This window comes from Pandoraea capi, assembly GCF_902459735.1.
Lineage (GTDB): Bacteria > Pseudomonadota > Gammaproteobacteria > Burkholderiales > Burkholderiaceae > Pandoraea > Pandoraea capi.
Genome location: NZ_CABPRV010000009.1, coordinates 13,249 through 38,247, shown reverse-complemented (window position 1 = coordinate 38,247; position 24,999 = coordinate 13,249). Strand labels below are relative to the sequence as shown.

The 24,999-nt window shown below is 65.0% G+C and carries 17 protein-coding genes; 2 read left to right on the top strand and 15 right to left on the bottom strand.

Translation table 11 applies throughout. The annotated features are described in order from the left end of the window. Positions 1–116 precede the first annotated feature (116 nt). The 9 genes from PCA20602_RS17740 to dsbD all read right to left on the bottom strand — a co-directional run bounded on the left by PCA20602_RS17740 (position 117) and on the right by dsbD (position 11,336). Complete coding sequence (locus tag PCA20602_RS17740) at positions 117–2,396, bottom strand: TonB-dependent receptor (protein ID WP_150722364.1); 2,280 nt, start codon at positions 2,394–2,396, stop codon at positions 117–119. 326 nt (positions 2,397–2,722) lie between these two features. Further along, positions 2,723–3,640 carry a uracil-DNA glycosylase gene (locus tag PCA20602_RS17735; RefSeq protein ID WP_425495685.1) on the bottom strand — a complete coding sequence of 306 codons (918 nt, stop codon included), beginning with the start codon at positions 3,638–3,640 and terminating at the stop codon, positions 2,723–2,725. 98 nt (positions 3,641–3,738) lie between these two features. Then, positions 3,739–4,434, bottom strand: a complete 696-nt coding sequence (locus tag PCA20602_RS17730) for a CYTH domain-containing protein (protein WP_150722363.1) — start codon at positions 4,432–4,434, stop codon at positions 3,739–3,741. A 156-nt stretch (positions 4,435–4,590) separates the two neighbouring features. Next, positions 4,591–5,403: an indole-3-glycerol phosphate synthase TrpC gene (gene trpC / locus PCA20602_RS17725; protein WP_150722362.1), complete on the bottom strand. Its 813-nt coding sequence runs from the start codon at positions 5,401–5,403 to the stop codon at positions 4,591–4,593. A 108-nt stretch (positions 5,404–5,511) separates the two neighbouring features. Next, the gene (gene trpD / locus PCA20602_RS17720; RefSeq protein WP_150722361.1) at positions 5,512–6,540 is read right to left on the bottom strand and encodes an anthranilate phosphoribosyltransferase; all 1,029 of its coding nucleotides are present in this window, start codon (positions 6,538–6,540) and stop codon (positions 5,512–5,514) included. 79 nt (positions 6,541–6,619) lie between these two features. Continuing rightward, positions 6,620–7,207 carry an anthranilate synthase component II gene (locus PCA20602_RS17715; RefSeq protein WP_150722360.1) on the bottom strand — a complete coding sequence of 196 codons (588 nt, stop codon included), beginning with the start codon at positions 7,205–7,207 and terminating at the stop codon, positions 6,620–6,622. A 413-nt stretch (positions 7,208–7,620) separates the two neighbouring features. Next, positions 7,621–8,454, bottom strand: a complete 834-nt coding sequence (gene dsbG / locus PCA20602_RS17710) for a thiol:disulfide interchange protein DsbG (protein WP_246182218.1) — start codon at positions 8,452–8,454, stop codon at positions 7,621–7,623. Between the two features lie 3 nt (positions 8,455–8,457). Continuing rightward, entirely contained in the window at positions 8,458–9,339 is an 882-nt protein-coding gene (locus PCA20602_RS17705) for a TlpA disulfide reductase family protein (RefSeq protein WP_150722359.1), read from the bottom strand. Next, positions 9,336–11,336: a protein-disulfide reductase DsbD gene (gene dsbD, locus PCA20602_RS17700; RefSeq protein ID WP_246182217.1), complete on the bottom strand. Its 2,001-nt coding sequence runs from the start codon at positions 11,334–11,336 to the stop codon at positions 9,336–9,338. The genes PCA20602_RS17705 and dsbD overlap by 4 nt, the downstream gene beginning before the upstream one ends. A 169-nt stretch (positions 11,337–11,505) precedes the next feature. Here dsbD and PCA20602_RS17695 point away from each other — a divergent pair, with 169 nt between their 5' ends. Together PCA20602_RS17695 and PCA20602_RS17690 are read left to right on the top strand one after the other, a co-directional pair. Then, positions 11,506–12,171, top strand: a complete 666-nt coding sequence (locus PCA20602_RS17695; RefSeq protein ID WP_150722358.1) for a response regulator transcription factor — start codon at positions 11,506–11,508, stop codon at positions 12,169–12,171. After that, complete coding sequence (locus PCA20602_RS17690; RefSeq protein ID WP_150722357.1) at positions 12,168–13,496, top strand: ATP-binding protein; 1,329 nt, start codon at positions 12,168–12,170, stop codon at positions 13,494–13,496. The genes PCA20602_RS17695 and PCA20602_RS17690 overlap by 4 nt, the downstream gene beginning before the upstream one ends. Before the next feature lie 52 nt (positions 13,497–13,548). On the opposite strand, the gene PCA20602_RS17685 is transcribed toward PCA20602_RS17690, so the two are convergent. From PCA20602_RS17685 to trpE, 6 genes are all read right to left on the bottom strand, one after another. Next, on the bottom strand, positions 13,549–15,852 hold the full coding sequence (locus PCA20602_RS17685) for a DUF3141 domain-containing protein (RefSeq protein ID WP_150722504.1): 2,304 nt from the start codon (positions 15,850–15,852) through the stop codon (positions 13,549–13,551). Positions 15,853–16,134: 282 nt separating this feature from the next. Then, the gene (locus PCA20602_RS17680) at positions 16,135–17,259 is read right to left on the bottom strand and encodes an ABC transporter permease (protein ID WP_242558847.1); all 1,125 of its coding nucleotides are present in this window, start codon (positions 17,257–17,259) and stop codon (positions 16,135–16,137) included. A 116-nt stretch (positions 17,260–17,375) separates the two neighbouring features. Then, a complete protein-coding gene (gene rbbA / locus PCA20602_RS17675; RefSeq protein WP_150722355.1) occupies positions 17,376–20,138 on the bottom strand; it encodes a ribosome-associated ATPase/putative transporter RbbA in 2,763 nt (920 codons plus the stop codon). A gap of 10 nt (positions 20,139–20,148) precedes the next feature. Continuing rightward, the gene (locus tag PCA20602_RS17670) at positions 20,149–21,222 is read right to left on the bottom strand and encodes an HlyD family secretion protein (RefSeq protein ID WP_150722354.1); all 1,074 of its coding nucleotides are present in this window, start codon (positions 21,220–21,222) and stop codon (positions 20,149–20,151) included. A gap of 19 nt (positions 21,223–21,241) precedes the next feature. Continuing rightward, on the bottom strand, positions 21,242–22,816 hold the full coding sequence (locus tag PCA20602_RS17665) for an efflux transporter outer membrane subunit (protein ID WP_150722353.1): 1,575 nt from the start codon (positions 22,814–22,816) through the stop codon (positions 21,242–21,244). 316 nt (positions 22,817–23,132) lie between these two features. Continuing rightward, positions 23,133–24,638 carry an anthranilate synthase component I gene (gene trpE, locus PCA20602_RS17660; protein WP_069343500.1) on the bottom strand — a complete coding sequence of 502 codons (1,506 nt, stop codon included), beginning with the start codon at positions 24,636–24,638 and terminating at the stop codon, positions 23,133–23,135. Positions 24,639–24,999: the final 361 nt, after the last annotated feature.

Here is a 24,999-nt window from a genome sequence, read left to right as displayed (position 1 = left end):
ACAATGAAGCGGGGGAAATGAAGCGGATGTTTGAAATCAGGCTTCGCTACAGCGCGAAGGGCGCCTGCGCCAACCGGGGCTGGCACAGGCCTCCTCACTGATGTCTCAATGCAATGTCACTGATGGAAGTTCAGCGTCAGCATGGCGGTACGACCCGGGGCCCACGAGGCGTAGATCGGGTAAGCGCTCGCGTAGTACTTCTTATCGAAGATGTTCTGCACGTTCAGTTGCACATCGACGGTGCGCGACACGCGATAGGTCGCCATGGCGTCGAAGCGTGCGTAGCCCGGCGTCCACTTGCGCACCGTCGACGAGACCGACGCGTAGGTGAGGCTCGAGAGCGTCATGCCTGCGCCGAGCGTGAGCTTCGGCATCACTTCGTAGTCGGTCCACAGCGTCAGGTTGTGCTTGGGCACCATGACCATCGGCAGGCCGCTCGACCCCGGTGCGGCCGCAGGACCGGCGTCGGTCGTGATCGCGTTCAGGTACGAATAACCGCCGAACACGCGCCAGTGGTTGGTCAGGCTGCCGGCCCAGCCGAGTTCGGCACCGCGCACGCGCTGGCTGCCGGCGTTGATCGTGCCGCCCAGGCCGTCCGACACGCGAGCGTTGGTTTTGTCGGTCTGGAACAGTGCGGCGGTGAGTGACAGGCGCTGCTCGATCACGTCCCACTTCGCCCCGACTTCGATGTTGCGGCTGCGTTCGGGCGCGAGGTTGTTGTTCGTCGTGGTGATCTGATCCGTACCGCCGCCCAGACCGCTATTCGCCCCCGGCGGGTTCGCCGACGTGCCGTACGACGCATACAGACTCAGCGACGGCAGGACCTTGTAGACCACGCCCAACTGGAAGCTGAAGAGGTTCGAGAGGTTGTTTAGATCCGGCGCACCGGCCTGCACGGCGTGCACGTCGAAGCGGTCGAAACGCGCGCCGGCGTTGAGGAGCCAGCGCTCGGAGAGCTTCACGCTGTCGAACAGGTAGGCCGATGCAACGTTCGTGCGGGTGTTGGTCGCGGCGCCGGGGAAGCTCTTGTCGCCGTTGAGCACGAGGCTGCCGGTCCAGGGGTTGTCCGGGTTCCAGTTGCCGATGGTCGTGCAGTTGTATGCCACCGAGCACGGGCCGCCCGACCGGATGTTGTTGCCCGCGCGGTCCCGCACGAGATAGCCCTCGTAGCGGCTTTGCTCGTTGCTGAACTCGACGCCGCCGGTCAGCGTGTGCTCGAAGCCGAACAACGTCGCCTTGCCCGTCAGTTCGGTCTGGTTCGCGATGCTGTTGGTCGCGTACTTCCCGCTCTTCGCTTGCAGCGAGATGATGTTCGAGCTGGCCGACTGGAATTGCGGATTGGTGGCTACGTAATCGAGCGTGGAGCGTCCGACCATCGTGGTGTTCTTGATCTTCCACGTGTCGTTGATGCGGTGCTCGACCTTGATTTCGCCGGTATCGGTCTGGCCGCGACGGTAATCGCGATTGTTCAGGCCGTAGAACTGATTGCGCTGGAAGCCGCCGTCCGGCGTACCGCCCGCCGAGCGGAACGGCGCGCTGAAGTCCGGCATGTCGTACGAATTCAGGTGATAGTAGCTGACCGTGACGGTGGTCGGGCTGTTCAGGCCGAATGCCACCGAGGGCGCGATCCCCCAGCGTTTGCTGTAGACGTTGTTGCGGCCGGCCTGATCGGCATCGTGGCCCATCACGTTCAGGCGCACGGCGGTCTGATCGTTGACCTGACGGTTCACGTCCAACGTCAGGCGTTTGTAGCTGTTGGTACCGAAGCCGAGGCCCGCGTTCGTGAAGTCTTCGAGACGCGGCGTCTTGGTGGTGATGTCGATACTGCCGCCCACGGCGCCACGTCCGGCATAGACCGAGTCCGGGCCCTTGATGACGCTGATGTTTTCGATGTCGAACGTCTCGCGATTCTGCACGCCGGAGTCACGCATGCCGTCGACGAAGATCGAATTGCGCGATTCGAAGCCGCGAATGACCGGACGATCGGCAGACGGGTTGGCGGCGGCGTCACCCCCGAGGAAGGTGATGCCGGGCACGGTCTTGAGTGCGTCGGCGAAGGTCGTGGCGTTCGTCTGCTTGATCAGCTCTTCGGGAATGACGGTGATCGAGCGCGGCGTGTCGCGCAGGGGCGCGACGAACTTGTACGACGGCAGCGTTTTCGTCTGCATCGGTGACGGCACGGCGCTGTCGTTCACCTGCGTGGTCGGCAGGGCGACCGCGCGTGCGGCATTGCCGTTGGTGGCGGGCGTGCCCGCGGCGTCAGAGGCGCTTGGCGATGCGCCGGGCGTTGCCTGAGACGATTGTGCGTGAGCGGAGAGGGTGGTAACGCTGCCGGCGACGACAAGCGCGCAGGCGGTGGCGAGCAGACGCTGGCGCGTCTGAATAGCGGTAGACATACGTGTTTCCGGCAATGGCGTCACCATCGGCCACTTCCCCCAGCCGGGCAACGCATGGTTTAGTTATTAATAATGAGAGTGATAGGGATTCTCATTACGGTCTGGAAGTTTAATGTCTGCCGATTTGCATGTAAACGCTTAACACCGTGTACGCGCCCATATATTTTGATTGGCGAAACGCTCGTTGCGGCTGCGTCTGAGGTGAAAAATGTCTGCTAAGACACACAAAAACACCCGATAACGGTAGAAATGTATGCCAAAACATACATTTCCCGGGGGCGGCAGGCTACAGCGCCTTGCGGTCGAATAGGCGCTTGAATCCCTGACTACGCCGGCAGCCGCCAGTCGATCGGGGGTTTGCCGTGCGTCGTCAGGAACGCGTTGGCGGCGCTGAAATGGCCACAGCCGAGGAAGCCGCGATGGGCGGACAGCGGCGACGGGTGCGGCGCTTCGAGTAGCAGATGGCCGTGGCCCGAGAGCAACGGTGCTTTAGCTTGCGCATGACTGCCCCACAGCAGGAACACCAGCGGCCCCTGTTGTGCGGCCAGCCCTGAGAGCAGCGTGTCCGTACACGCCTGCCATCCGCCTTTCCTGAATGGCTTCGCGTGGCTCGCGGCGTTGCCTGCTTCCACCGTCAGCGTCGTGTTCAGCAGCAGCACCCCCTGCTTCGCCCAGGCGTCGAGATTGCCGTGCGCGGGCGGGGCAATGCCCAGATCGCGCTCGATCTCTTTGTAGATGTTGCGCAGCGAGGGCGGCACACGCACGCCACGCTGCACGGAGAAGGCCATGCCGTGCGCCTGCGCAATGCCGTGATCGTCGCCGTGGTACGGGTCCTGTCCGAGGATGACGACCTTGACGTCCTTCGGCGACGTCATGCGCAGCGCGTGAAAGATGTCCGCCGGATAGACCGTCTTGCCGGCGTCGACTTCGGCGTCGACATACCGGCACAGCGGTGCATACGCATCGCTCTGCACGAACGGCGTCACCAGCGCTTTCCACGCGTCGGGCAGCGCCTTGAACTGATCCTCGACGTGCCCCTTCAGTGGCCCTGCGACGTCGGAATCGCCGACCGTCATGCCGGTCACGCGCGGGCCGTCCCCGGCCATCGCGGGTGCAGTGGGAGCAGTGGGGGCCAGATCGTCGGCAGCGTCGAACAGCGACCGTTGCGGATCGTCGTGAGACGTAGCGGTCGTCGCGGGGTGCGCGGATGCGGAGGGTGATGCCTTGCGTGAGCGTGATGCCATGCGTCGAGTCGGTTGGATGTGCAGGAATGCGACGTCGGAAAAGTCGGAAGCGCGTCAGAGAAGCGTCAGAGAAAGGTCGGGCAGGACCGGCGTACCGCTCAGCCGCCCAGCACTTTCTGTCGCAGACGATAGCCGCGCTGCGCCTTGCTCACGTCGTCGGCGTGCAGTTCCGGCAGTACCGTGCGCAGATCCTGCGCGAGCGCGTTGAGGATGCGTTCTCCCTGAGCGCTGCGGTCGTCGTCGGGAGCGTCGAGCAGTTCCAGTTCCACTTCCATCAGCGGTTCCGTATGACGCACACCTGCCGCCTCCACCGCGACTTCGCCACGGTCGAACGCGATCTCCACGGCCGTGCCGTCGCCCGCGATGTAGCGCCACAGGCGTCGCACGAAATTCGTCTCGAACTGCGCCACGACCCTGGTGCCTTCGTCACGCAATAACGCGGCCGTTGCCGGCATATCGCACGCGGCGATCAACGGCCCGAGTTCGAGCGCTTCGCCGTGCACGGCCTGCTCCCACTCGTGACGCACGTGCAATCCGTTGCGCGCCTCACCGACCGACTTGAGCGTTTGCAGCCATTGTCCGGGATGCCCGTCGCGCGCGACGAAACGCAGACGCAATGCGGCCTTGGCGCGTGCGAGCGCGAGGTCCGGCGTGTCGAAATAACGATTGACGAGATGACGCTCGCCACGGGCTTCGGCGCCGGGCAGACGATCGAGATGGGCAATCAGCGCGTTGACGCGCGAGGCGGGGAGGTCGCCGGGAAGGGCAAGCTTGAGTTCGCGTTCGATGGCCATGGGGCCGCTCCTTTAAGGGGACGCCGGGCGAGCCGGTGTCGCCACCCGTGCAGAAGCGACGCGTCCCGCCGGAGGCCGGGCGGTGTCCAGTGAAGGACACCGCGCCATCGCTCGTCAGAACGCGCCTGCGCGACGCGTTGCGAGACGAATCGGCGATCAGCGGGGCATGTCGAACAGCGTGGCGAGCGCATCGCCCGGCTCGGGCGCGCGCATGAAGGCTTCGCCGACGAGAAAGGCGTTGACGTTGGCTGCGCGCATGCGCGCCACGTCGTCACGCGACAGGATACCCGACTCCGTCACGACCAGACGATCCTGCGGAATGTGCTTGAGCAGGCCGAGGGTGGTGTCGAGCGTGACTTCGAAGTTGTGCAGGTTGCGATTGTTGATGCCCAGCAGCGGTGTGCGCAGTTCCAGACCGGCATCCAGTTCCTGACCGTTATGGACTTCGACGAGCACCGCCATGCCGAGCTCGTGCGCGAGCGCTTCGAGATCGCGCATCTGCGAAAGCTCCAGCGCGGCGGCGATCAGCAAAATGCAATCGGCGCCCATGTCGCGGGCTTCATAGACCTGATACGCGTCGATCATGAAGTCCTTGCGCAGCACCGGCAGATCGCAGGCCGCGCGCGCCGCTTTCAGATACTCTGCCGAGCCCTGAAAGAACTGGACGTCGGTCAACACCGACAGGCAGGCCGCGCCACCTTGCTGATACGACTCGGCGATCTGCGGCGGCACGAAGTTCTCGCGAATCACGCCCTTGGACGGGCTGGCCTTCTTGATTTCGGCGATCACGCCGGACAGGCCGCCATCGATCTTCGTGCGCAGGGCGCCCACGAAGTCGCGCGTGCGAAGTGCGCTGTCGCCAACGGTCGCTTCGGCGTCGCGGCGCAGACTTGCGAGGTCGCGCACGCGCCTGGCGGCGGCGACTTCTTCGGCCTTCACGGCCAGGATCTTGTCGAGAACGGTAGACATAGGGATATTCCGGTGCCACTGAAAGTGACGGAGCTCGCGGGCGAGTGGTCCGTCGTCATCGTGATTCTTGCGCATGAGGCGCGACATCGCCGCGCTTCATGCGAAAACTTACGCCTTGAAGCGTTGCGTGAATGTGACGAATTCGTGGAGCTTGTCGCGCGCCGCACCGCTCGCGATAGACTCGCGCGCCATCTTGATGCCGTCGCCGATCGTCGCTGCACGGTTGGCCGCATACAGCGCGGTACCGGCATTGAGCGTGACGATCTCGCGCGCGACGCCCGGCGTATTGTCGAGCGCCTCGATGAGCATCGTCTTCGATTCTTCCGCGCTGCCGACCTTCAGGCTGCGGTTGCTGACCATCTGCAAGCCGAAGTCCTCGGGGTGAATCTCATACTCCGTGACCTTGCCGTCCTTCAGTTCGCCGACAAGCGTGGCGGCGCCGAGCGAGACTTCGTCCATGCCATCTTTGCCGTAGACGACGAGCACGTGTTCCGCGCCGAGACGCTCCATCACGCGCACCTGAATCCCGACCAGATCCGGGTGGAACACCCCCATGAGCTGATTCGGTGCGCCCGCCGGGTTGGTGAGCGGCCCGAGAATGTTGAAGATCGTGCGCACGCCCATCTCTTTGCGGATGGCGGCGACGTTCTTCATGGCCGGATGATGATTCGGGGCGAACATGAAGCCGATGCCGACCTCGCCCAGACACTGCGCAACCTGCTCGGGGTTGAGCATGATGTTCACGCCGAGCGCTTCAAGCACGTCTGCACTGCCGGACTTCGAGCTGACGCCGCGATTGCCGTGCTTGGCGACCTTCGCGCCTGCGCCGGCGGCAACGAACATCGATGCCGTGGAGATGTTGAACGTGTGCGACACATCGCCGCCGGTGCCCACGATGTCGACGAAATGCTCGTCCGACGGCGCATCGACATGATTGGCGAACTCGCGCATGACCTGCGCGGCAGCGGCGATCTCGCCGATGGTTTCCTTCTTCACGCGCAGGCCGGTGATGATGGCGGCCGACATGACCGGCGAGATCTCGCCCTTCATGATGAGACGCATCAGATGCAGCATCTCGTCGTGGAAGATTTCGCGGTGTTCGATGGTGCGCTGAAGCGCTTCTTGCGGGGTAATCATTGGTTGTCTTCTCCTCTGTCGGTAGGGATGGATTCCGTCATGACCGCAGACACGACGCTACACACGGCGGCGGGCGACATCAGGCAGCGATGGCGTTGCGCGGCGCAGCTTGCAGGAAGTTGCGCAGCACGGCGTGGCCATGCTCCGACAGAATCGACTCGGGGTGGAATTGCACGCCTTCGACGTCGAGCGTCTTGTGGCGCACGCCCATGATCTCGCCGTCGTCCGTCCAGGCGGTGACTTCGAGGCAGTCGGGCAGCGACGCGCGCTCGATGGCGAGCGAGTGGTACCGGGTGACGGTGAAGCGCTTGGGCAGGTTCGCGAATACGCCCTGTTGCGTGGTTTCGATCTCGCTCACCTTGCCGTGCATGATCTGCTGCGCCCGAACGACATTCCCGCCGAAGGCTTCGCCGATGGCCTGATGGCCGAGGCACACGCCAAGAATCGGGATCTCGCCGGCGAAGCGCTTGAGCACGTCGAGGGTGATGCCCGCATTGACCGGGCAGCTCGGGCCGGGGGAGAGACAAATGCGTTCAGGGGCAAGCCCGGCGATGTCGTCGAGCGTGATTTCGTCGTTGCGGAAGACCCGTACGTCTTCGCCCAGCTCACCGAAGTACTGGACGATGTTGTAGGTAAACGAGTCGTAGTTGTCGATCATCAGCAGCATGATGGTCCCTGTTCGTCTGGTGACAAAGATTGTCGAACGCGTGGAATTTGCGAGTGTCCCCTGAGCGTGCCCCCACATTGACTTCGCGGTCCGCGGGGGAGGGCGCTATGGGGATGAGATAGACGTGGCGGGTTACCGCCACCAGCGCAGGGCAGCGGTCAGGGGCGACCAGAGGAGGGAGGACGACTGATGCGACTTCATAGTGAGGCGATTGTAGCAGCATCTGCGCCGGGTCGTGGGCGGGTGTCGCAAAAAGCGGCCATTCAACGCGTTTCATGCGTCATCCGCGCGTTTTCTGCAAGAATTTGCGCCTGACGGCGTCGATCGTTCGACGATTCTGCTACGTCGCCCGACCGACGCGAGGCTTCTGGGCGACCTCCGATGGGCCGCCGCAGGACCGTCTCGGTGCGTTCTCAGCGCGCGCCGAGAACGGTGGTGAGCGCGTCGGGCGGCGGCATGCCGTTGGCGCGTTCCACGATCCCCTTGTCGTTGCGATAGACGATACCGGGCGTGCCACGGAAACCGAGTTCGGCCATGAGCCTCTGATTGGCCTCCAGCTTCTGGGCGATGGCTTTCGTGACATCGCGAGCCGGTTTGATCCCGCCTTGCCTGAATTTCTGCTCGTTCTGCGTGAGTGCCGCCGACGGATTCGGTGCACCGAAAATGGCCGCCGCCTTCGTCACGCTATCCGCCTTGATCACGCCCACGAGCACGTGCCTCAACTGCACTTTGCCTGCGTCGACCCACGGACGTGCCGACTCCCAGAAGCGGTTGCAGTAGGGGCAGTTCGGGTCGCTGAACGTGTAGACGATGCGCGGCGCGTCCTTCTTGCCGTCCTGCACCCAGTGAGACGACGAGAGCTTCGACCAGACCGCGTCGCCCAGCGGCTTTTCGATGAGCTTCGTGACCCGTTCGACGTCCAGCGGCCTGGCGTCTGCGCCGATGCGGGTGCCGACGATGCCGTTGCCGTCCGGGAGCAAATAGACGGCCATGGGCTGCTGACCGGCAAGGCCCGCGAAGCCGCTCAGGTCCTTGACTCCCGTATCGAACGGTTGCAGCGCTGTCACGCCCTCGCGCTCCAGCGCCTGCAATATGGCGGGCTTCGGCATTGCGCCGGGCGTGGCGACTGTCGCAGCGGGGGCGGCAGCGGCTGTATCGGCCGACATGCCGGTCGTCGGGAAGCCGAGCGCGATGAGTCCGGCAAGCGAGGGGCCGGCAATGAAAGCGAGAGTCTTGCGAACCGACATGGGTTACTCCTTGGATGGGGACGACGCCGGAGACGCCTGAGATGTTGAAACAGCGGCAGGTGGGGTGGATCGGGAGGTTTGCCGGCGCAGGTCGTCCAGCGCGTCGCGCAGACGCGCGGCAGTGAGTTCGCCCAGATGGGCGTCGACCAGACGGCCGTGGGCATCGAAGTACAGCGTGGTGGGAAGCGCGCGCGTCTCGACCGCTCGCATGGCCTGCGACTCGGGATCGAGCAGCAGATGATCGAACGTGAGGCCCTGCGACGTCACGAACGCCTCGACCGTGTTCGCCGTCTCGCCCTGATTGATCATCAGGAAGCGCACGTCCGGATAGTCCGCCTGGGCCTGCGCCAGTACCGGCATTTCGCGACGGCAGGGCGGACACCAGCTCGCCCAGAGATTCATCACGATGGGTTTGCCGCGATGCGTATCCAGCGAAACCGGTCGACCCGCGACGTCCATGAGTGTCAGGGCCGGTAACGGCGGCGCTTCGCGCAGCATGAACGTCAGGCCGACGTGCATGACACCCCATATCGCCAGTCCGGCCGCCATGCCGGCGACCATCGGCCGTCGCTGTGTCCGGTGTCGGCGTGTGCGCCAGAGTGCCCACGCGAACGCGGCGCCGACGCCGGCCCAGACATCGAAGCCGCCATCGCCGAGCGCGATCATCGACGCTGGCGATACCGCGTAATCCGGCCACCAGCGCACCACATATACCGCCCGCGCGGTGAACAGACCGACGGCCAGCGCGTCGAGCAGCACGCCGGCGCCCGCGCGCCGCGAAGTGACGTCGCTGGCGCGCAGCGCATATCGCGCGACGATCCGCGCGAGCACCGCCGCGGTTATCACGGCTGCGGTCTTCATCGGGAAGGGACCGATGCCGATCATGACGCCCGCGCCGGGTTCGCGCGCTGTGCCGCATCGAGACGGCTCAGGAACGTGTTCACGCTCATCTCGCCGACCATGCGGTGCTCGCGCACTTCCTGGCCCGTCGCGTCGATGAGGATCAGCGTGGGCGGGCCCAACACGCCCCAGCGCTTCATCAACGCCTGATCGATGGCGTCGTTCTTCGTCACGTCCGGGCGGAGCACCTGCATCTGCGCCAGACGCGCCGACACCGTCGGGTTAGCGAAGACGTTTCGTTCGATGACGTGGCAACTCACGCACCAGTCGGCATAGAAGTCGATGAGGGTCCATTGCCCCTGTGCGGCTGCCTGCGCGATGCGGGCATCGACGTCCTGCACGGACTTGACCCCGACGTACTCGACCGCCCCGGCGTGCTGACCAGCGAGGCCGCTGGCATTGGCGCCGTCGGCAGCGTATCCGGCCGTGCGCGCCTGCGCCAGCGGTCGCACAAGCGACTCGCTACCGGCCGCGGCGCCCACGAGCACCATCACGGACCAGAGGCCGCTCAGCATGCCAAGGAAGACCAATGCCCAGCAAGCCGTCTTGCCACGGATCGCCCAAGCCCAGCCCGCGAGACCGACGGCCAGCCCAAGGCCGAGCGCACCCCACAGCGCCAGACCGATGTACCCCGGCAGAAAGCGGTTCAGCATCATGACGGCCATGCCGACCATGACGTAAGCGAACGCGATACGCACGCGCACCATCCACGGTCCGGGGCGCGGCAGAATGCGCGCGCCGAACAGCGCGATGGCCAGCAACGGCATGCCCATGCCGAGCCCCATCGCGAAGAGTGCACCGCCTCCCATCCACGCGTTGCCGGTCTGGCCGATGTAAAGCAGTGCGCCCGCGAGGGGCGCCGTCATGCAGGGACCGACGAGCAACGCCGAGAGAAAGCCCAGCGCGGCGGCGCTCACGAGACTGCCGCCCGGGCGGTGGCGTCCGGCGGCGTCGAGCCGGTTCACGATGAACGACGGCAGGCGAATCTCGAACAGACCGAACAACGACGCCGCCAGCACCAGAAACAGCGCCGCGAAGGCCGTGAGCAGCCAGGGCGATTGCAGCGTCGCTTGCAGATTGGCCCCCGCGAGCGCGGCGGCCACGCCAACGCTGGCGTACGTGAGGGCCATCGCCACGACGTATACCGACGACAGCCCCAACGCGCGCACCGGCGAGGGGCGATTGCCCACGATCATGGTCGAGACGATAGGGATCATCGGCAGCACGCACGGCGTGAAGGCCAGCATCAGCCCGAGACCGAAGAACAGCAGCTTGGCCGCAATGGGGTCGAGCGTCGCGAGCTGACGCGCCGTTTCCTGATCGGCCGCCAGCGACTCGGCGTGGGTGTCGTCGTCCAGCGCGGCCGCCGCCGCTGCGGTCGTGGCCGTGGACGCCGCCACGGCGGCCGCCGTCGCATCGGCATCGGCTTCGGGGGTGTCGTGTGCCGAGAGCGCACCGGACGACGGGAACGATGCGGCCGACTCGATCGCTGCCTTCGTCGTGACGAGCGCCTGCGAGGCGTCACCTGAACCTGTCGACGGGACGGCTTTGGGCAACAGTATCCGGAAGATCTGCGGCGGATAGCAGATCCCCGCCTGCGCGCAGCCTTGCCAATGAAGCACGACATAGTCCGACGTCTGCACCGGCAACTTCAGCCGCAGATCGTCGTCATAGTAGATCTCCGATTTGCCGAAGAACTCGTCGGTGTGAGGCTTGCCGTCGGAGAGCGTGAATGCGACGGGCTTGCCATGGGCATCCTCCACGCGCAGCGAATGACGATAAACGTAGTGATCCTTAGCAATGCGGCTGCCAATGGAGATGCCACCATCTTCGTACCTTGGTGCATCGAGACGCAGCACCTGCGACGCTTCTAACGCCTGCGTGCCGGACTGCCACGGAAAAGCGGCAGTGGCCGGCGTGACGCGAAGCGCACCGAGCGCGCCGAGCAAAATCACAAAGATGAAAACGATTCGACGAAACAATCTGTCCTCCCTAAACAGTCGAAGCGAGACAGAGCGTGGCGGAGGACGATTAACTGAGAGTTAACGGGCGGCCCGGTGCGAAACGCCATATCCCCCGAATACACGAAATACGTAACATGTCGCGGTGCTGACAAAAGGTCGCAAAGCGGCCGACGAGAGGCGTGAATCCATGCGAGTACTGTTGGTAGAGGACGATTCTCTGATCGCGAGCGGCATCGTTGCCGGCCTCTCGACTTTGGGAATTCACGTCGAGGCGAGTGTCTGTGGCGAAGCGGCCATCGCAGCGCATGCGGAAAACACGTTCGACGCGCTCGTGCTCGACCTCGGCCTGCCCGATGGCGACGGTCTCGACATCATCGCCAGCGTGCGCGCCGTGGAGCCGGATGTCCCCGTGCTCATCCTCACTGCGCGAGATGGTATCGAGCATCGCATCGCCGGTCTCAATGCCGGGGCCGACGACTACATGGTCAAGCCATTCGATCTGCGTGAACTGGCGGCGCGTCTGCATGCATTGGTGCGGCGTACGCAGGGTCGCGCGGCGCATGTCATCGAAGCTGGACCCTTGCGTCTTGATCCGGCGAGCGGCCTCGCGTGGCTCGACGGCGCGCCCGTCGAACTCTCCCGCCGCGAAGTCGACCTGCTCGCCTATCTCGCCAGCAGCCGGGGGCGCTGGCTGTCGCCCGACATGCTGCACGTGCGCTTGTACGGCATGTCGGAGCGCGTCAACAGCAACGTGCTGAACGTTCACATTCACAATGTGCGCCGCAAGCTCGGCGGCGACGCGATCCAGACCGCGCGCGGCCTCGGCTACCGGCTGGGATGGAGCTTGTCATGAGTCTTCGGCTAAGGGCGGTACTGATCGCCGGGGTGGCATTGATCGTGCTGTGGATGGCGGCAGCGGGCTGGATGATGCGCGGCGTGCGCGCGAGCCTCGACGATGCGCTCGACGAACGTCTCGCGATGTCGGCGACGATGGTCTCGGGATTGATGGCACGCGCCGCGTTCTCGCCGCACACGGAAGGCCGGGACTGGGGCGACGTGATCCGTGCGGGAGCGGGCGATGGTATTGCCTGCGAAATCCGTTCGTTGCAGGGCGCGGTGCTGGCGCATACCGAAGGCGGCCCGCAATCGTCGTCGCTTTCGCTACCGACCGGTTTCAGCACACGCGAGATCGATGGCCGCCAGTGGCGCATCTACGTGTTGCAGGACGCGGGCGGCTATCAGGTCATGACGGCGGATCTCGTCGACCGGCGCGCCGTGCTCACGCGCGACATGCTGCGTGCTGCGGGCGTGCCGTTCCTGATCGCGGTCGTGGGCGGTCTGCTCGCGCTGTGGATCGGCATCGGACGCGGGCTCCAGCCGTTGAACGCGTTGCGCGTTGCGCTCAAGCATAAGCGCACCGACGATACGACGCCCGTGGATATCGGGCGGGCGCCGACCGAGCTGAAGCCGGTCGTCACGGCATTGAACGCGTGGCTGGATCGTCTGGCGACGACGCTGGCGGGACAGCGTGCATTCACCGATGGCGCCGCGCACGAACTGCGCACCCCGCTCACGGCCGTCGACACGCACTTGCAGGTGGCGCAGATGACGCAAGGGCATGCTTCGAAGCTGGCGTTGCAACAGGCAAGTGCCGGTGTGCGACGACTGCGGCATACGCTGGATCAGTTGATGACGCTCGCGCAGACCGAAGCGCCGGTGCACGCGCACGACAAGTGCGAGTCGGTCGGCAGCGTGATCGACGACGTGCTCAGCGAGTGGGGGGCGACGGACCGCTTCGTCTTCCGGATGGCGGGTGTGGACAGCGGCTCGGCGTTGCCACGCTCGATGCTCGGCACGGCGCTCAGAAACATCGTGGACAACGCCATTCGGTACTCGCCCGAAGGCAGCGAAATCACGTTGACGGTGCACGCCGACGAGGTCCACCGTCGCTACTGCATCGAAGTGGGCGACCGGGGGCCGGGGCTCGCCCCCGAGCAGACGCTCAGGCTCGGGCAGCGATTCTGGCGCGGGGATCAGGGGCGTCAGCGGGGCGAGGGCGCGGGGTTGGGTATCTCCATCGTACAAGCCATCGCGAGACGATTCGATGCGACGCTGGAGTTCACGCCACGTGAGGGAGGCGGCTTGCTGGCACGGTTGTATGTGCCAACGGGCGGATGATGTGACGTGACGGCGGCGACGGGACGGCCACCATCACGTCGCATTCAGGCGTTCAGGTCGTGGACTTCGCCTTCGCCCGCTTCGGCCCAGCCGTTTTCGTGGCACTCACGGTTTTCCTCGCGGCAGGCGTCGCGGTCGCCGAAGCCTCGCGGCTTGCCGCACCCCGCGTCGCGCGGGGCTTCGTGTGCGGCTTCGTGCGCGTCTTCGTGGTTACCCCCGTTTCCGCTTCCCGCTTCTGCGCCGCGTGCTCGAACACGTCCAGCACGCGTTCCAGATCGCTTTGCTCGCCGTCCTGCAACGGCACGGCGAAACTCAGATCCCGCACGGCCTTCGCCACCAGACGGATGTGCTCGGGTGACGCCTGCGCGAGCATCCCCGGAATCGCTTCCATCGCGGCATCGGGCGCCATGCGCAGCAACCCGGCCTGACGGCGGATGATCTCGCGGAAACGCTCGATGGATATCCGCGCGTCGCCGCGCGGCAACGACCGCGCGAGGTTGAACTGACGCTCGTCGGCTTCGCCATGCAGACGGTGCACCCAGAGCAGCGCGCGTATACCGGCTTCGAGCACACCGCCCTGATGCAGTTCGTGACGCCGCCGCGCCAGTGCCTCCTTCACGAACGCCACGTGCTCCGGCGATGTCCCCGGATGCACACGCACCGCCGTGCCGTCGCTGCCATGCAGGCCAGCGAGCGCCTGCACCCACGGCTGGCCGTAGATCAGCTCGAACGCCTTCTCGTAACCGTCGTCGCGCACGTCGCGATAGAAGTTCAGCGATTGTTCGATGGCGCTAGATACCGCCGTCTCCAGTGCGAGGAACGGATTATCGGGAGATACGGGATGGCGCGCGTCCCGCACACGCTCGGCATTGTCCGCAAACGGCACGGCGAACGGATTGCGATCCGACCACAGCTCATAGCTCACGCGCAGCGGATGCAGCACCCGCATCCAGTAAGCCGAGGTCGGCGTGACCATGGCGCGCACCCACGGCTGGACGAGGCTGCGGTAAAGCCCGAGGTGGATGTCGGACAGATGCGCTACCGCGGCAAACCGCTTATCGCTCTCCGTATCCGGCTGCACGATGGCGTGGACATCGTCGACGCTGCGCCGCTGGATCGACATCACGTAATCGCCGTCCGCCAGTTCACCGTGCAGCGTGTCGTCGGTCTTGTCTGCGATCTGCGCCTGATAGATCCCGGCGGGCAGCACGTCGATCAGATCGATGTTGTTGACGAACTTGCGGTGCTCCTTACGACCCGTGCTACCCGAGACGAAGATGCCGAGGTGTCCGATGCTGTCGTGCGTTGCGTACACGATGGTCTGGTCGTGACTGAGGACTTCCGCATCGTCGCGATACATGTCGGTGACAAAGCCGAGGGCTTGCGGCGGTGGCGTGATGTTGTCGCCGTAGGAGCAGAACACGACGATGGGCGAGCGAATGTTGCGCAGGTCGAGTCGGATGCCGTCGCTCGTGATCAGCTCCGCGCTCGTGAGCCGGTTGCCCACGAAAAGATTGTCGACGATGTACTGCATCTCCTGCGCGTTCAGGAAGACATGGCCGCCCCAATACTTTTCGAAGCCGAGATAGCGCGGCGCTTCGCTGTCGACGTTGGCATACAGGTGATACTTCTTGCGCCACAGCGTGTTCGCCGGATCGAGGTTTTCGAAGTTCTCGACGAGCCACGCGCCGTCGAAGCGGCCGTCGCCCAGATCGCTCGTGAGCGCCGTGAGCCAACTGCCGCCGAGCAGGCCGCCCGAGTAGCGCATGGGGTTGCGTCCGCGCCAGCCGGCCCAGTAAGACAGCGGCGCGCCCGCCACGATGATCGGGCCGAACAGTTCCGGTCGCATCGCGGCGGTCATCAAGATCTGCCACCCCGCCTGACAGTTGCCGATCACCGCCGGTTTGCCCGCGCTCTCCGGGTGCAGCGAAATCACCTTCTCCAGGAAGGCCGCTTCCGCTCGCATGACGTCTTCCACCGTTTGCCCCGGCACGGGGTCGGGCAGGAAGCCGACGAAATAGCAGGGATGTCCGGCGCGCAGGGCGGCGCCGATCTCGCTGTCGGGCTTGAAGCCGCCGATGCCCGGGCCATGCCCGGCGCGCGGATCGACAACCACGAACGGACGTGCGTTGGGCAGCGTGGGCGTGTCCTTGGGCGGCACGATGCGCATCAGGCTGTAGTTGCAGGGGCGCGGCAGTTCGTGCCCGTCGAGAATCACTTCCGCAGCGAAGTCGAGCACGTTGGGGGCCGACTCGGCCAGATGTTCCTGATACTGATTGCCGCGCTGGCGCATGACATCCGCGAACAGGACGCTGCGCTGCCAGGCATCGACGGCGTACTCGGCGGCAGCGGCCATCCACGGCAGGTGGTTTAGCCACGGATTGGCGGCGAGCCACGGGGTGTTGCCGATGCTTGAGGCTGTAGCGGCGGTGCTGGCGGTGGCGCGACGCGAAGCGTTGCGTTCGAGTGCGACGGACGGAGCTGACGACTTGGCGGGCATGGCAATGACCTCACAAATCCGGCATGACAGGGCGGGCGAACGCCGCAAAGATCGCGAGTGCTGCAAGCGCCGGGCGGGGAATCGCCGGATGCGCCGGAACCCGGCCAATCCACTGCGCGCGGCAGACGCAATGAGACGTTACGCCATCGAACTGAGCGTGCGGCGAAAGCGCCGCAGCGAGACGGTGAAGAACACGGCGCCGATGACGGCGAGCGCCAGGAACTGCACCCACACGACGCCGATCCCGGCGCCACGGAACAGAATTGCCTGACCCAACTCGACGAAGTGCGTCGTGGGCGCGGCGAGCATCACGTCCTGCACCAGCTTCGGCATGCTCTCGCGCGGCGTGTTCCCGCCGGAGAGCATTTGCAGCGGCAGCAGCACCAGAATCAGCAACATGCCGAACTGCGGCATCGAGCGCGCCAGCGTGGCGAGAAAAATCCCCATCGACGTGGTCGCAAACAGATGCAACGTCGCGCCGAGCAGGAACAGGGCCACCGAGCCGCCTATCGGCACGTGCAGCGCGCCGCTCACGATCAGCCATAACGACATCGCCGCAGCGATCAGCACCACCAGTCCCATCGACCAGACTTTCGCCAGCATGATCTCGGTCGGTGTCACCGGCATGACGAGCAAGTGCTCGATGGTGCCGTGCTCGCGCTCGCGAATGAGCGCCGCACCGGTGAGAATGATCGACAACATGGTGATGTTGTTGATGATCTGCATGAGCGAGCCGAACCACGCGCGCTCCAGCGTCGGATTGAAGCGCACGCGCAGCGCGAGATCGACGGGTAGCTCGGGCGTCGCCCGGTATCGCTGAAGGAATTCGCGCACCTCCGACGACACGATCTGCTGCACGTAACCGCTGCCGGAGAAGGCCTGACTCATGCGCGTGGCGTCGACGTTGAGCTGCACTTCGGCGGCGCGTCCGGCCAGAACGTCGCGCTGGAAATTCGGCGGAATGTTGAGCGCGAACGTGTAGGCGCCCGCGTCCATGCCCCGGTCGACGGCATCTGCCGTGATCATTTGCGGCGTGGTGAACTGCGGCGGATAGAACGCCGAGACGATGCGCTGCGAGAGCGGCGAGACGTCTTCGTCCACGATCGCGATGGGCGCCAGATGCAGCGTGTCGGGTTGCGCGGTGGCGGCCGAATATACCGACGCCGTGAACGTGTAGATGATGAGCACGAGCATCATCGGATCGCGCACGAGACTCCACAACTCCTTCACGCCGAGCCGGTAGATGTTCGCGAGATGTCGCAACCACGGATGCTTGCGGCGCGGTGGCGCGACGCTCGCCGTTGACGGTGGCGTTGGTGGCGTTGGTGGCGAATCAGGCGGGGTAGGCGATTCCACTTGCGGTGTGCTCGGGCTGGCCATCACTTGTCCTGTTTCTTGAGCAGCAGGATCGTGGCGCCCAGAATCACGGGCACGGCGATGAGCATCGGCCAGAAGGCGTTGCCGAGATCGCCGAAGCCGAGCGCCTTGTTGAAGACGCCCCGGCTGATGATCAGCATGTAAGTCGCCGGATAGATCTCGCCGATGAACCGGCCCGAGCCCTCCATCGACGGCACCGGCGTGATCATCCCGGAGAACTGGATCGCCGGAATCATCGTGCCGATCATCGTGAAGAACAGGGCCGCGATCTGGCTGCGGGTAAAGGTGGACGCGAGCAGGCCAATGCCGGTGGCGACCACGTTGAAAATGAAGACGGCGGTGATCAGCGTCAAGAAGCTCCCCTTGATGGGAACGCCGAACAGCGTCACGGCGATCAGCGCCATGAGCAGGAAGTTGAGCATCGCGAGCGCGACATACGGAATCTGCTTGCCGATCAGGAATTCCGTGCGGGTGACGGGCGTGACGTACAGGTTCAGGATCGACCCCAGCTCCTTCTCGCGCACGACGGACAGCGCGGTGAGCATGGCGGGCAGCATGAGCAGGAGCAGCGGGATCACGGCCGGGACCATCGCCGGCAGACTCTTGACATCGGGGTTGTAGCGATAGCGTGTCTCGATGTCGAGCGACGCCGTGGGCCTCACGCCGAGCCGTCGCAACGACTGATCGGCCAGCCAGTTCTGATGCATCCCCTGCACGTAGCCTTGCACCGTCTCTGCACGCATCGGCATGGCGCCGTCGATCCAGGCGCCGATCTGCACGGCTTTGCCGCGCGAGACGTCACGGGCGAAGCCCGGTGGAATCTCGATCGCCAGCGCCAGTTCGCCGTCGCGCAGCCGACGGTCCATGTCGTCGTAATCGGTGATAGGCGGCTGTTCGATGAAGTAACGCGAGCCGGCGATGTTCAGCGCGTAGTTCTGGCTCAGGGTCGTCTGGTCGCGATCGAGCACGGCGTAACGCAGGTCCTCCACGTCCATGCTGATGCCGTAGCCCATCACCAGCATGAGCACGAGCGAGCCGACGAGCGCGAGCGTGGCGCGCACCGGGTCGCGCTGCAACTCCAGCGTCTCGCGCCAGAGATAGCTGATCATGCGGCTGAGCGAGAACCCCTTGTGTTTCGCGTGTACCGCTTCGACCGGCGGGGCTTCCGATTTGGGCGTCTCCGGCGCTTCGGGCGTTCCGCCGCCCGCTTCCACGAGGTATTCGATGAACGCCTGTTCGAGGGTGTCGGCACCCTTGTCTCGTGTGATCTTCGCGGGCGGATCGGAAACGAGTACGCGGCCGGCGTGCATCAGCGAGATGCGGTCGCAGCGGTCGGCCTCGTTCATGAAGTGGGTGGAGATGAAGATCGTCACACGGTCGCGACGTGAGAGCTCGACCAGCAGACGCCAGAAGTTGTCGCGCGCCACCGGATCGACGCCCGAGGTCGGCTCGTCGAGAATCAGCAGTTCGGGCTTGTGCACCATCGCGACCGCGAGCGACAGGCGCTGGCGCATGCCGAGCGGAATGCTGTCGGGCAGCGAGTCAACGACCTCCGCGAGATCGAAGCGCTGCACCATCTCCGCGACGCGCGATTCGACTTCCGCTTCCGGCACGTGGAACAGACGCGCATGCAGCACGAGATTCTGGTGCACCGTCAGTTCGGTGTAGAGCGAGAACGCCTGCGACATGTAGCCCACGCGGCGCCGGGTGTCGATGTCTTTCGGATCGACCTCGTGGCCGAACAGCCACGCTTGCCCTTCGCTGGCCTGAAGCAGGCCGGTGAGCATCTTCATCGTGGTCGACTTGCCGCAGCCGTTCGAGCCGAGAAAGCCGAAGATTTCGCCGCGACGAATGCGGAAGTCCACGTGGTCGACGGCAACGAAATTGCCGAAGCGCATCGTCAGCCCCTTGGCTTCGATGGCGATCTCCGTGTGTTCGTCGATGTGCAGCGGCGGGATCACGACCGGCTCGTAGCCGCGCTTCTTCTCGTCTGGCAGCAGATCGATGAAGGCCGCTTCGAGGTTGTCGCGTCCGGTGCGCTCAAGCAGTTGGGCCGGCGTGCCGGTGGCGAGCACCTTGCCCGCGTCCATGGCGACGAGCCAGTCGAAGCGCTGCGCTTCGTCCATGTACGCCGTGGCGACGATCACGCTCATGCCCGGCCGTTCGCGCCGGATGCGCGCGATCAGATCCCAGAATTGCGCGCGGGCGAGCGGGTCCACGCCGGTGGTGGGCTCGTCGAGAATCAGCAGGTCCGGGTCGTGGATCAGCGCACAGCACAGGCCGAGCTTTTGCTTCATGCCGCCCGAGAGCTTGCCCGCCGGACGATCAAGGAACGGGTGAAGTCCGGTGCTGCGTGTGAGGTCGTCGATGCGACGGCGTCGCTCGACGGCGTCGTGACCGAACAGGCGCGCGAAGAATTGCAGGTTTTCTTCGACGGAGAGCGTCGGATAGAGGTTCTTGCCCAGTCCCTGCGGCATGTAGGCGATGCGCGGACATACGAGGTCGCGGTGCGCCTTGCTCGCCATGTCGCCGCCCAACGCCTCGACGGCACCCGTCTGCACGGCACGCGCGCCGGCGATCAGCGAGAGCAGCGTCGACTTGCCGACACCGTCCGGCCCGATCAGGCCGACCATGCAGTTCGCCGGAATGTCGATCGAGACGTTGTCGAGCGCGACGGTCTTGCGGCCATACGTCAGCGTGACGTCGACCACATGCACGACAGGCGGCGCGGCGTTGCGATCGGGAGGAGGAGAGGTCGCCGTCATGATGCGGGACTCACTGCGGCAGCTTCGTCTGCAACTGGGCCGGCCATTCGGCCTTGCTGTCGGTCTTGACCCATGCCACACCGGGCAGGCCGGTCTTCACGAGCTTCAGATGCTGTTGCAGTAATTCGGGCGCGATCTGCGCGCGCACGCGGAACATCAGCTTCTGACGCTCGCTCTCCGTCTCGACCGTCTTCGGCGTGAATTGCGCCGTACTGGAGACGAACGAGATGCTGGCCGGGATAACGAACTGCGGCGCAGCGTCGAGCACGATGCGGGCCTCGGCGCCCATTGCGAGGCGGCCTGCGACGGCTTCGGGCAGGAAGAACGTCATGTACACGTCCGACAGGTCGACGAGGTTGAGCACTTTGCCGCCGGCGGCAAGCACCTCCCCCGGTTGCGCGACGCGATACTGCACGCGTCCGTCGCGCGGGGCTTTCAGTTCGCTGTCGGTGATGTCTGCCTCGATGCGGTTGATGGTGGCCTGCGCGGCCTCGACCGTCGACTTCGAACCGGTGACCTGCGCGTTGGCCGCTTCGACGGCCGATTGCGCGGCGGCGACTTGCGCGCGAGCGGCCGTTACGGCCGCGCGAGTGCTGCGCACGCGGGCGCGGTCGTCGTCCAGTTCCTGCACCGATGAGGCGCCTTCTTTCGAGAGCGTTTCCGAGCGGGAGAGACGTCGCTGGGCGGCGTCGAGTTCGGCTTCGCGCGCGGCGACGTTGGCCTCGGCGGTGGCTTTGTCCGACAGGCGCGCGGCGGCCTGCGCTTGAATCGCCGCAACGTTGGTCACGGCTTGCTGATACTGGGCGCGGGCTTCGTCGCGTTGCGCGGAGAGCGTGTCTATCTGCATCTTGGCGAGCACCTGACCTGCCTTCACGAAGTCGCCCTCGCGCACGTAGATGGCTTCGACGCGCCCGGCCATCTTCGTCGCGATATCGACTTCGGTCGCTTCGATGCGACCGTTGCCGCTGGCGAAACCGTCGCCGGGGCCGGTGTTGCTGTACGTCTTCCATCCGTACCATGCCAGCCCGATCACGACGAGCACGATCAGCGCGGGAATCAGATTTTTGGCATTGGGAAGCGTCATTTTCTGTGACCTCTTGGATTTATTGGGCGGTCTGCGTCGGCGCTGTCGCGGGCGACGCCGGCAATACCGGCGCGACCGGCTCGATCACCCGTGGCGTGCGGGCGAACGCACCGCCGGGGGTATCGGCTGCGGGCATGAGGCGACTGCCGCCGCCGAGCGCCGTGTAGAGCGACACGCGCGCGGAGAGCAAGGCGCGGCGCGTCTGGACCGTTTGTTGTTCGATGGCGAGGAGATCGCGTTGGGCGTCGAGCACTTCGAGGAAGGCCGCGGCGCCGTGGTCGTAGCGCAGCTTGGCAAGACGTGCGCGCTCGGCCTGCGCGTCCTGCGTCGCTTGCAGAATCGTGACCTGATCGGCCAGCCAGCGACGTGCGCTCAGCGCGTCGGCCACATCGCGAAACGCGCCCTGAATCGTCTTCTCGTAGTTCGCGACCGATTCGACCCGGCGCGCTTCGGCCAGATCGAGGTTGTTCACGAGACGTCCGCCCTGAAAGATCGGGATGTTGATGCTCGGGGTGAATGTCCACGCGGCGCTGCCGGCCTTGAACAGACCGTCGAGTGCACTGCTGGCGGTGCCGACGGAGCCGGTCAGCGTGATCTGCGGGAGGAACGCCGCGCGCGCGGCGCCGATGTTCGCGTGTGCGGCGCGCAGTTGATACTCGGCCGCGATGATGTCCGGGCGGTCTTCCAGCAACGACGACGGCAAGCCGGGTTCCAGATCGCGCATCAGGCTGGCATCGTCGGCCAAGCGGTCGAGCGCTTGCGGCGAGGTGTCGATCGGCTCGCCGACGAGCACCTGCAAGGCGTGCGCCTGCGTGGCGCGTTGCTGTTCGAGTTGCGTCACCAGCGCGCGTGCCTGCTGCCAGAGCGTGGTGACTTCGGTGAGATCGAGCTTCGATGTCGAGCCGACTTGCTCGCGTCGCGTGAAAATCCGCAGCGACTCGGCGCGGCTGTCCACGGTCTGTTGCGCGAGCGCAATGCGTTCGTCGAATTCACGCAGACTCAGCCACGTTTGCGCCACTTGTGAGATCAGACTCAGTTCGAGCGCGCGGCGTGAGGCATCGGACGCCAGATAATCGTCGAGCGCCGCATCCTTGAGGTTGCGGATGCGGCCCCAGAAGTCGAGCTCCCACGTCGACAGACCAAGGCCGACCTGATACTGACTGCTGATGTAGGGATTGCCGGTGAGGCTCAGATCGCCGGGCAGACGCTGACGTGTTCCGCTGGCGCCGACGCCCAATGCAGGAAAGAGATCGGCACGCTGAATGCCATACACCGCACGAGACTGCTCGACGCGGGCGAGTGCCACGCGCAGATCGCGGTTGTTGGCGAGCGCGGTGTCGATGAGGCTGCGTAGCTGTGGATCGGCGAAATACTCACGCCAGTCGAGCGCGGATGCGGGTTGCGCGGTAGCGGTGGCGGTGGCGGTGGCGGGAGAGGCGCTGACATCCGGTGTCCACACATTGGGGACAGGGGCGGCAGGGCGCTCGTAAGTGGGCGCCATCGATAGACAGCCGCTCAGTACCGTGACAGTCAACACGGCCGCGATGGTGACGGGCCTGATGGACCTAATGGACCTGATGGACGTTGGGGGCATCGCAAGGATATTCGCGACGCCGGAACGCATACGTGGATTGCATGGTTTCGCCATAGAAGCTTCGACCTCCCGACGGACACCTAACTATATCTTGGGTGACGTCAATCGGCGTATACCGGAGGAGACGAAAAAAGCGAACGGTTGTGCTAAATCAACAAAGGTCCCGAATCGGCTAGAGCATCGACTCAGGGCCTTTCATGATGTGGCAAGATTCGCCGGCAATCCACGTGAGGCGATTGCGCTCTAAACCGCCATGCGCTTCACATTGGTGCAACGGGTGCGTCTGTCGTCAAAGGGCAACGACGCACCGCGTGGATCAGTACTCGGCATCGAGTCCGTCCTGCACCTGTTCGGCGGCGCGCAGCACGGCGCGGGCCTTGTTTTCCGTCTCTTGCCATTCGGATTCGGGCACCGAGTCGGCAACGATACCGGCAGCGGCTTGCACGTAGAGGTTGCCGTCCTTCACGACGCCGGTGCGAATCGCGATGGCCACGTCCATTTCCCCACCGAACGAGAGATAACCGACGGCGCCGCCGTACAGGCCGCGCTTGACCGGTTCGAGTTCGTCGATCAGCTCCATGGCGCGAACCTTCGGTGCGCCGGTGAGCGTGCCGGCCGGGAAGGTGGCACGCAGCACGTCGATGTTCGACAGGCCGGGTTGCAGGCGACCTTCGACCGAGCTGACGATGTGCTGCACGTGCGAGTACTTCTCGATGATCATCTTGTCGGTGACTTCGACGGTGCCGGTCTGTGCGATGCGGCCCACGTCGTTGCGCGCCAGATCGATCAGCATCACGTGCTCGGCAATTTCCTTCGGATCGCCAAGCAATTCCTTCGCCAGCTCTGCGTCGCGCTCTGGCGTGGCGCCGCGCGGACGCGTACCTGCCAGCGGACGAATCGTCACGATTTCATGCTCGCCGTCCGGCGTCTGACGACGCTCCTGACGCACGAGGATCTCCGGCGACGCGCCCACGACCTGGAAATCGCCGAAATTGTAGAAGTACATGTACGGCGACGGATTGAGCGAGCGCAGCGCGCGGTAGAGCGAGAGCGGGGCGTCGCGATACGGCTTGATGAGACGCTGGCCGACCTGCACCTGCATCAGTTCGCCGGCCTCGATGGCTTCCTTGGCCTTGGCGACGGCAGCCAGATAGTCCGGCTTGGCAAATTCGCGGAAGGTCTCGGTGCGCACGCTGCCCGAGGTGACCGGGGCGTCGACCGGTGCTTTCAGGCGGGCGCGCAGTTCGCGCAGACGCAGGCGCGCCTTCGAATAGGCTTCCGGCTGCGTGGGGTCGGCGTAGATGATGAGGTAGAGCTTGCCGGTCAGGTTGTCGATCACGGCGAGTTCTTCCGTGAGCAGCAACTGGATGTCCGGCAGGTTCAGATCGTCGCGCGGCGTGGTGTGCGCGAGCTTCTTCTCGATGTAACGCACGGCGTCGTAGCCGAAGTAGCCGGCGAGACCGCCGCAGAAACGCGGCATGCCCGGGCGCAGTGCGACCTTGAAACGCGCCTGGAACGCGGTGATGAATTCGAGCGGGTCGCCTTCGTGTGTCTCGACGACGGTGCCGTCGCGCACAACTTCGGTCTTCGGGCCGAAGCTGCGCAGCAGCGTGTGGGCCGAGAGGCCGATGAACGAGTAGCGGCCGAAGCGTTCCCCGCCGACGACGGATTCGAGCAGGAAGGTGTTGGCCCCACGGCGGTCGCCCAGCGCGAGCTTCAGATAGAGCGAGAGCGGCGTGTCGAGATCGGCAAAGGCTTCTGCGATCAGCGGAATGCGGTTAAAGCCTTGGTTGGCCAGCGATTTGAATTCGAGTTCGGTCATGTTGCACTCTGCCTGCAAGTTGGTTGCCGGCGGGCGGTCCCGCAGAATCGGCGTGGATTGGCGTTGAGAATACCTGAGTCATGTCGGGGGTGGATGTGCTGACCCACGTCGGGCCGCAGCGAGCGCGCGCACCCGGAGGCGACGGCGACCCTGCGTCTCGACGAATCCGCACGCCGTACGAGACGACGCGCCGATATATGACTTCTTGGGAACAACAACGATGCAAGAAACGGGTTGCTGAAGACGAACTCCAGCGGTCCCGGCCACCCCTTTGGGAAGGGTTCAGCAGGACCAGCGTCGCCAGGGCCAGGCCCCCCGGTCGATCACGCTAAGACTCCGTTTCTTGTTCAGGAACATTGCG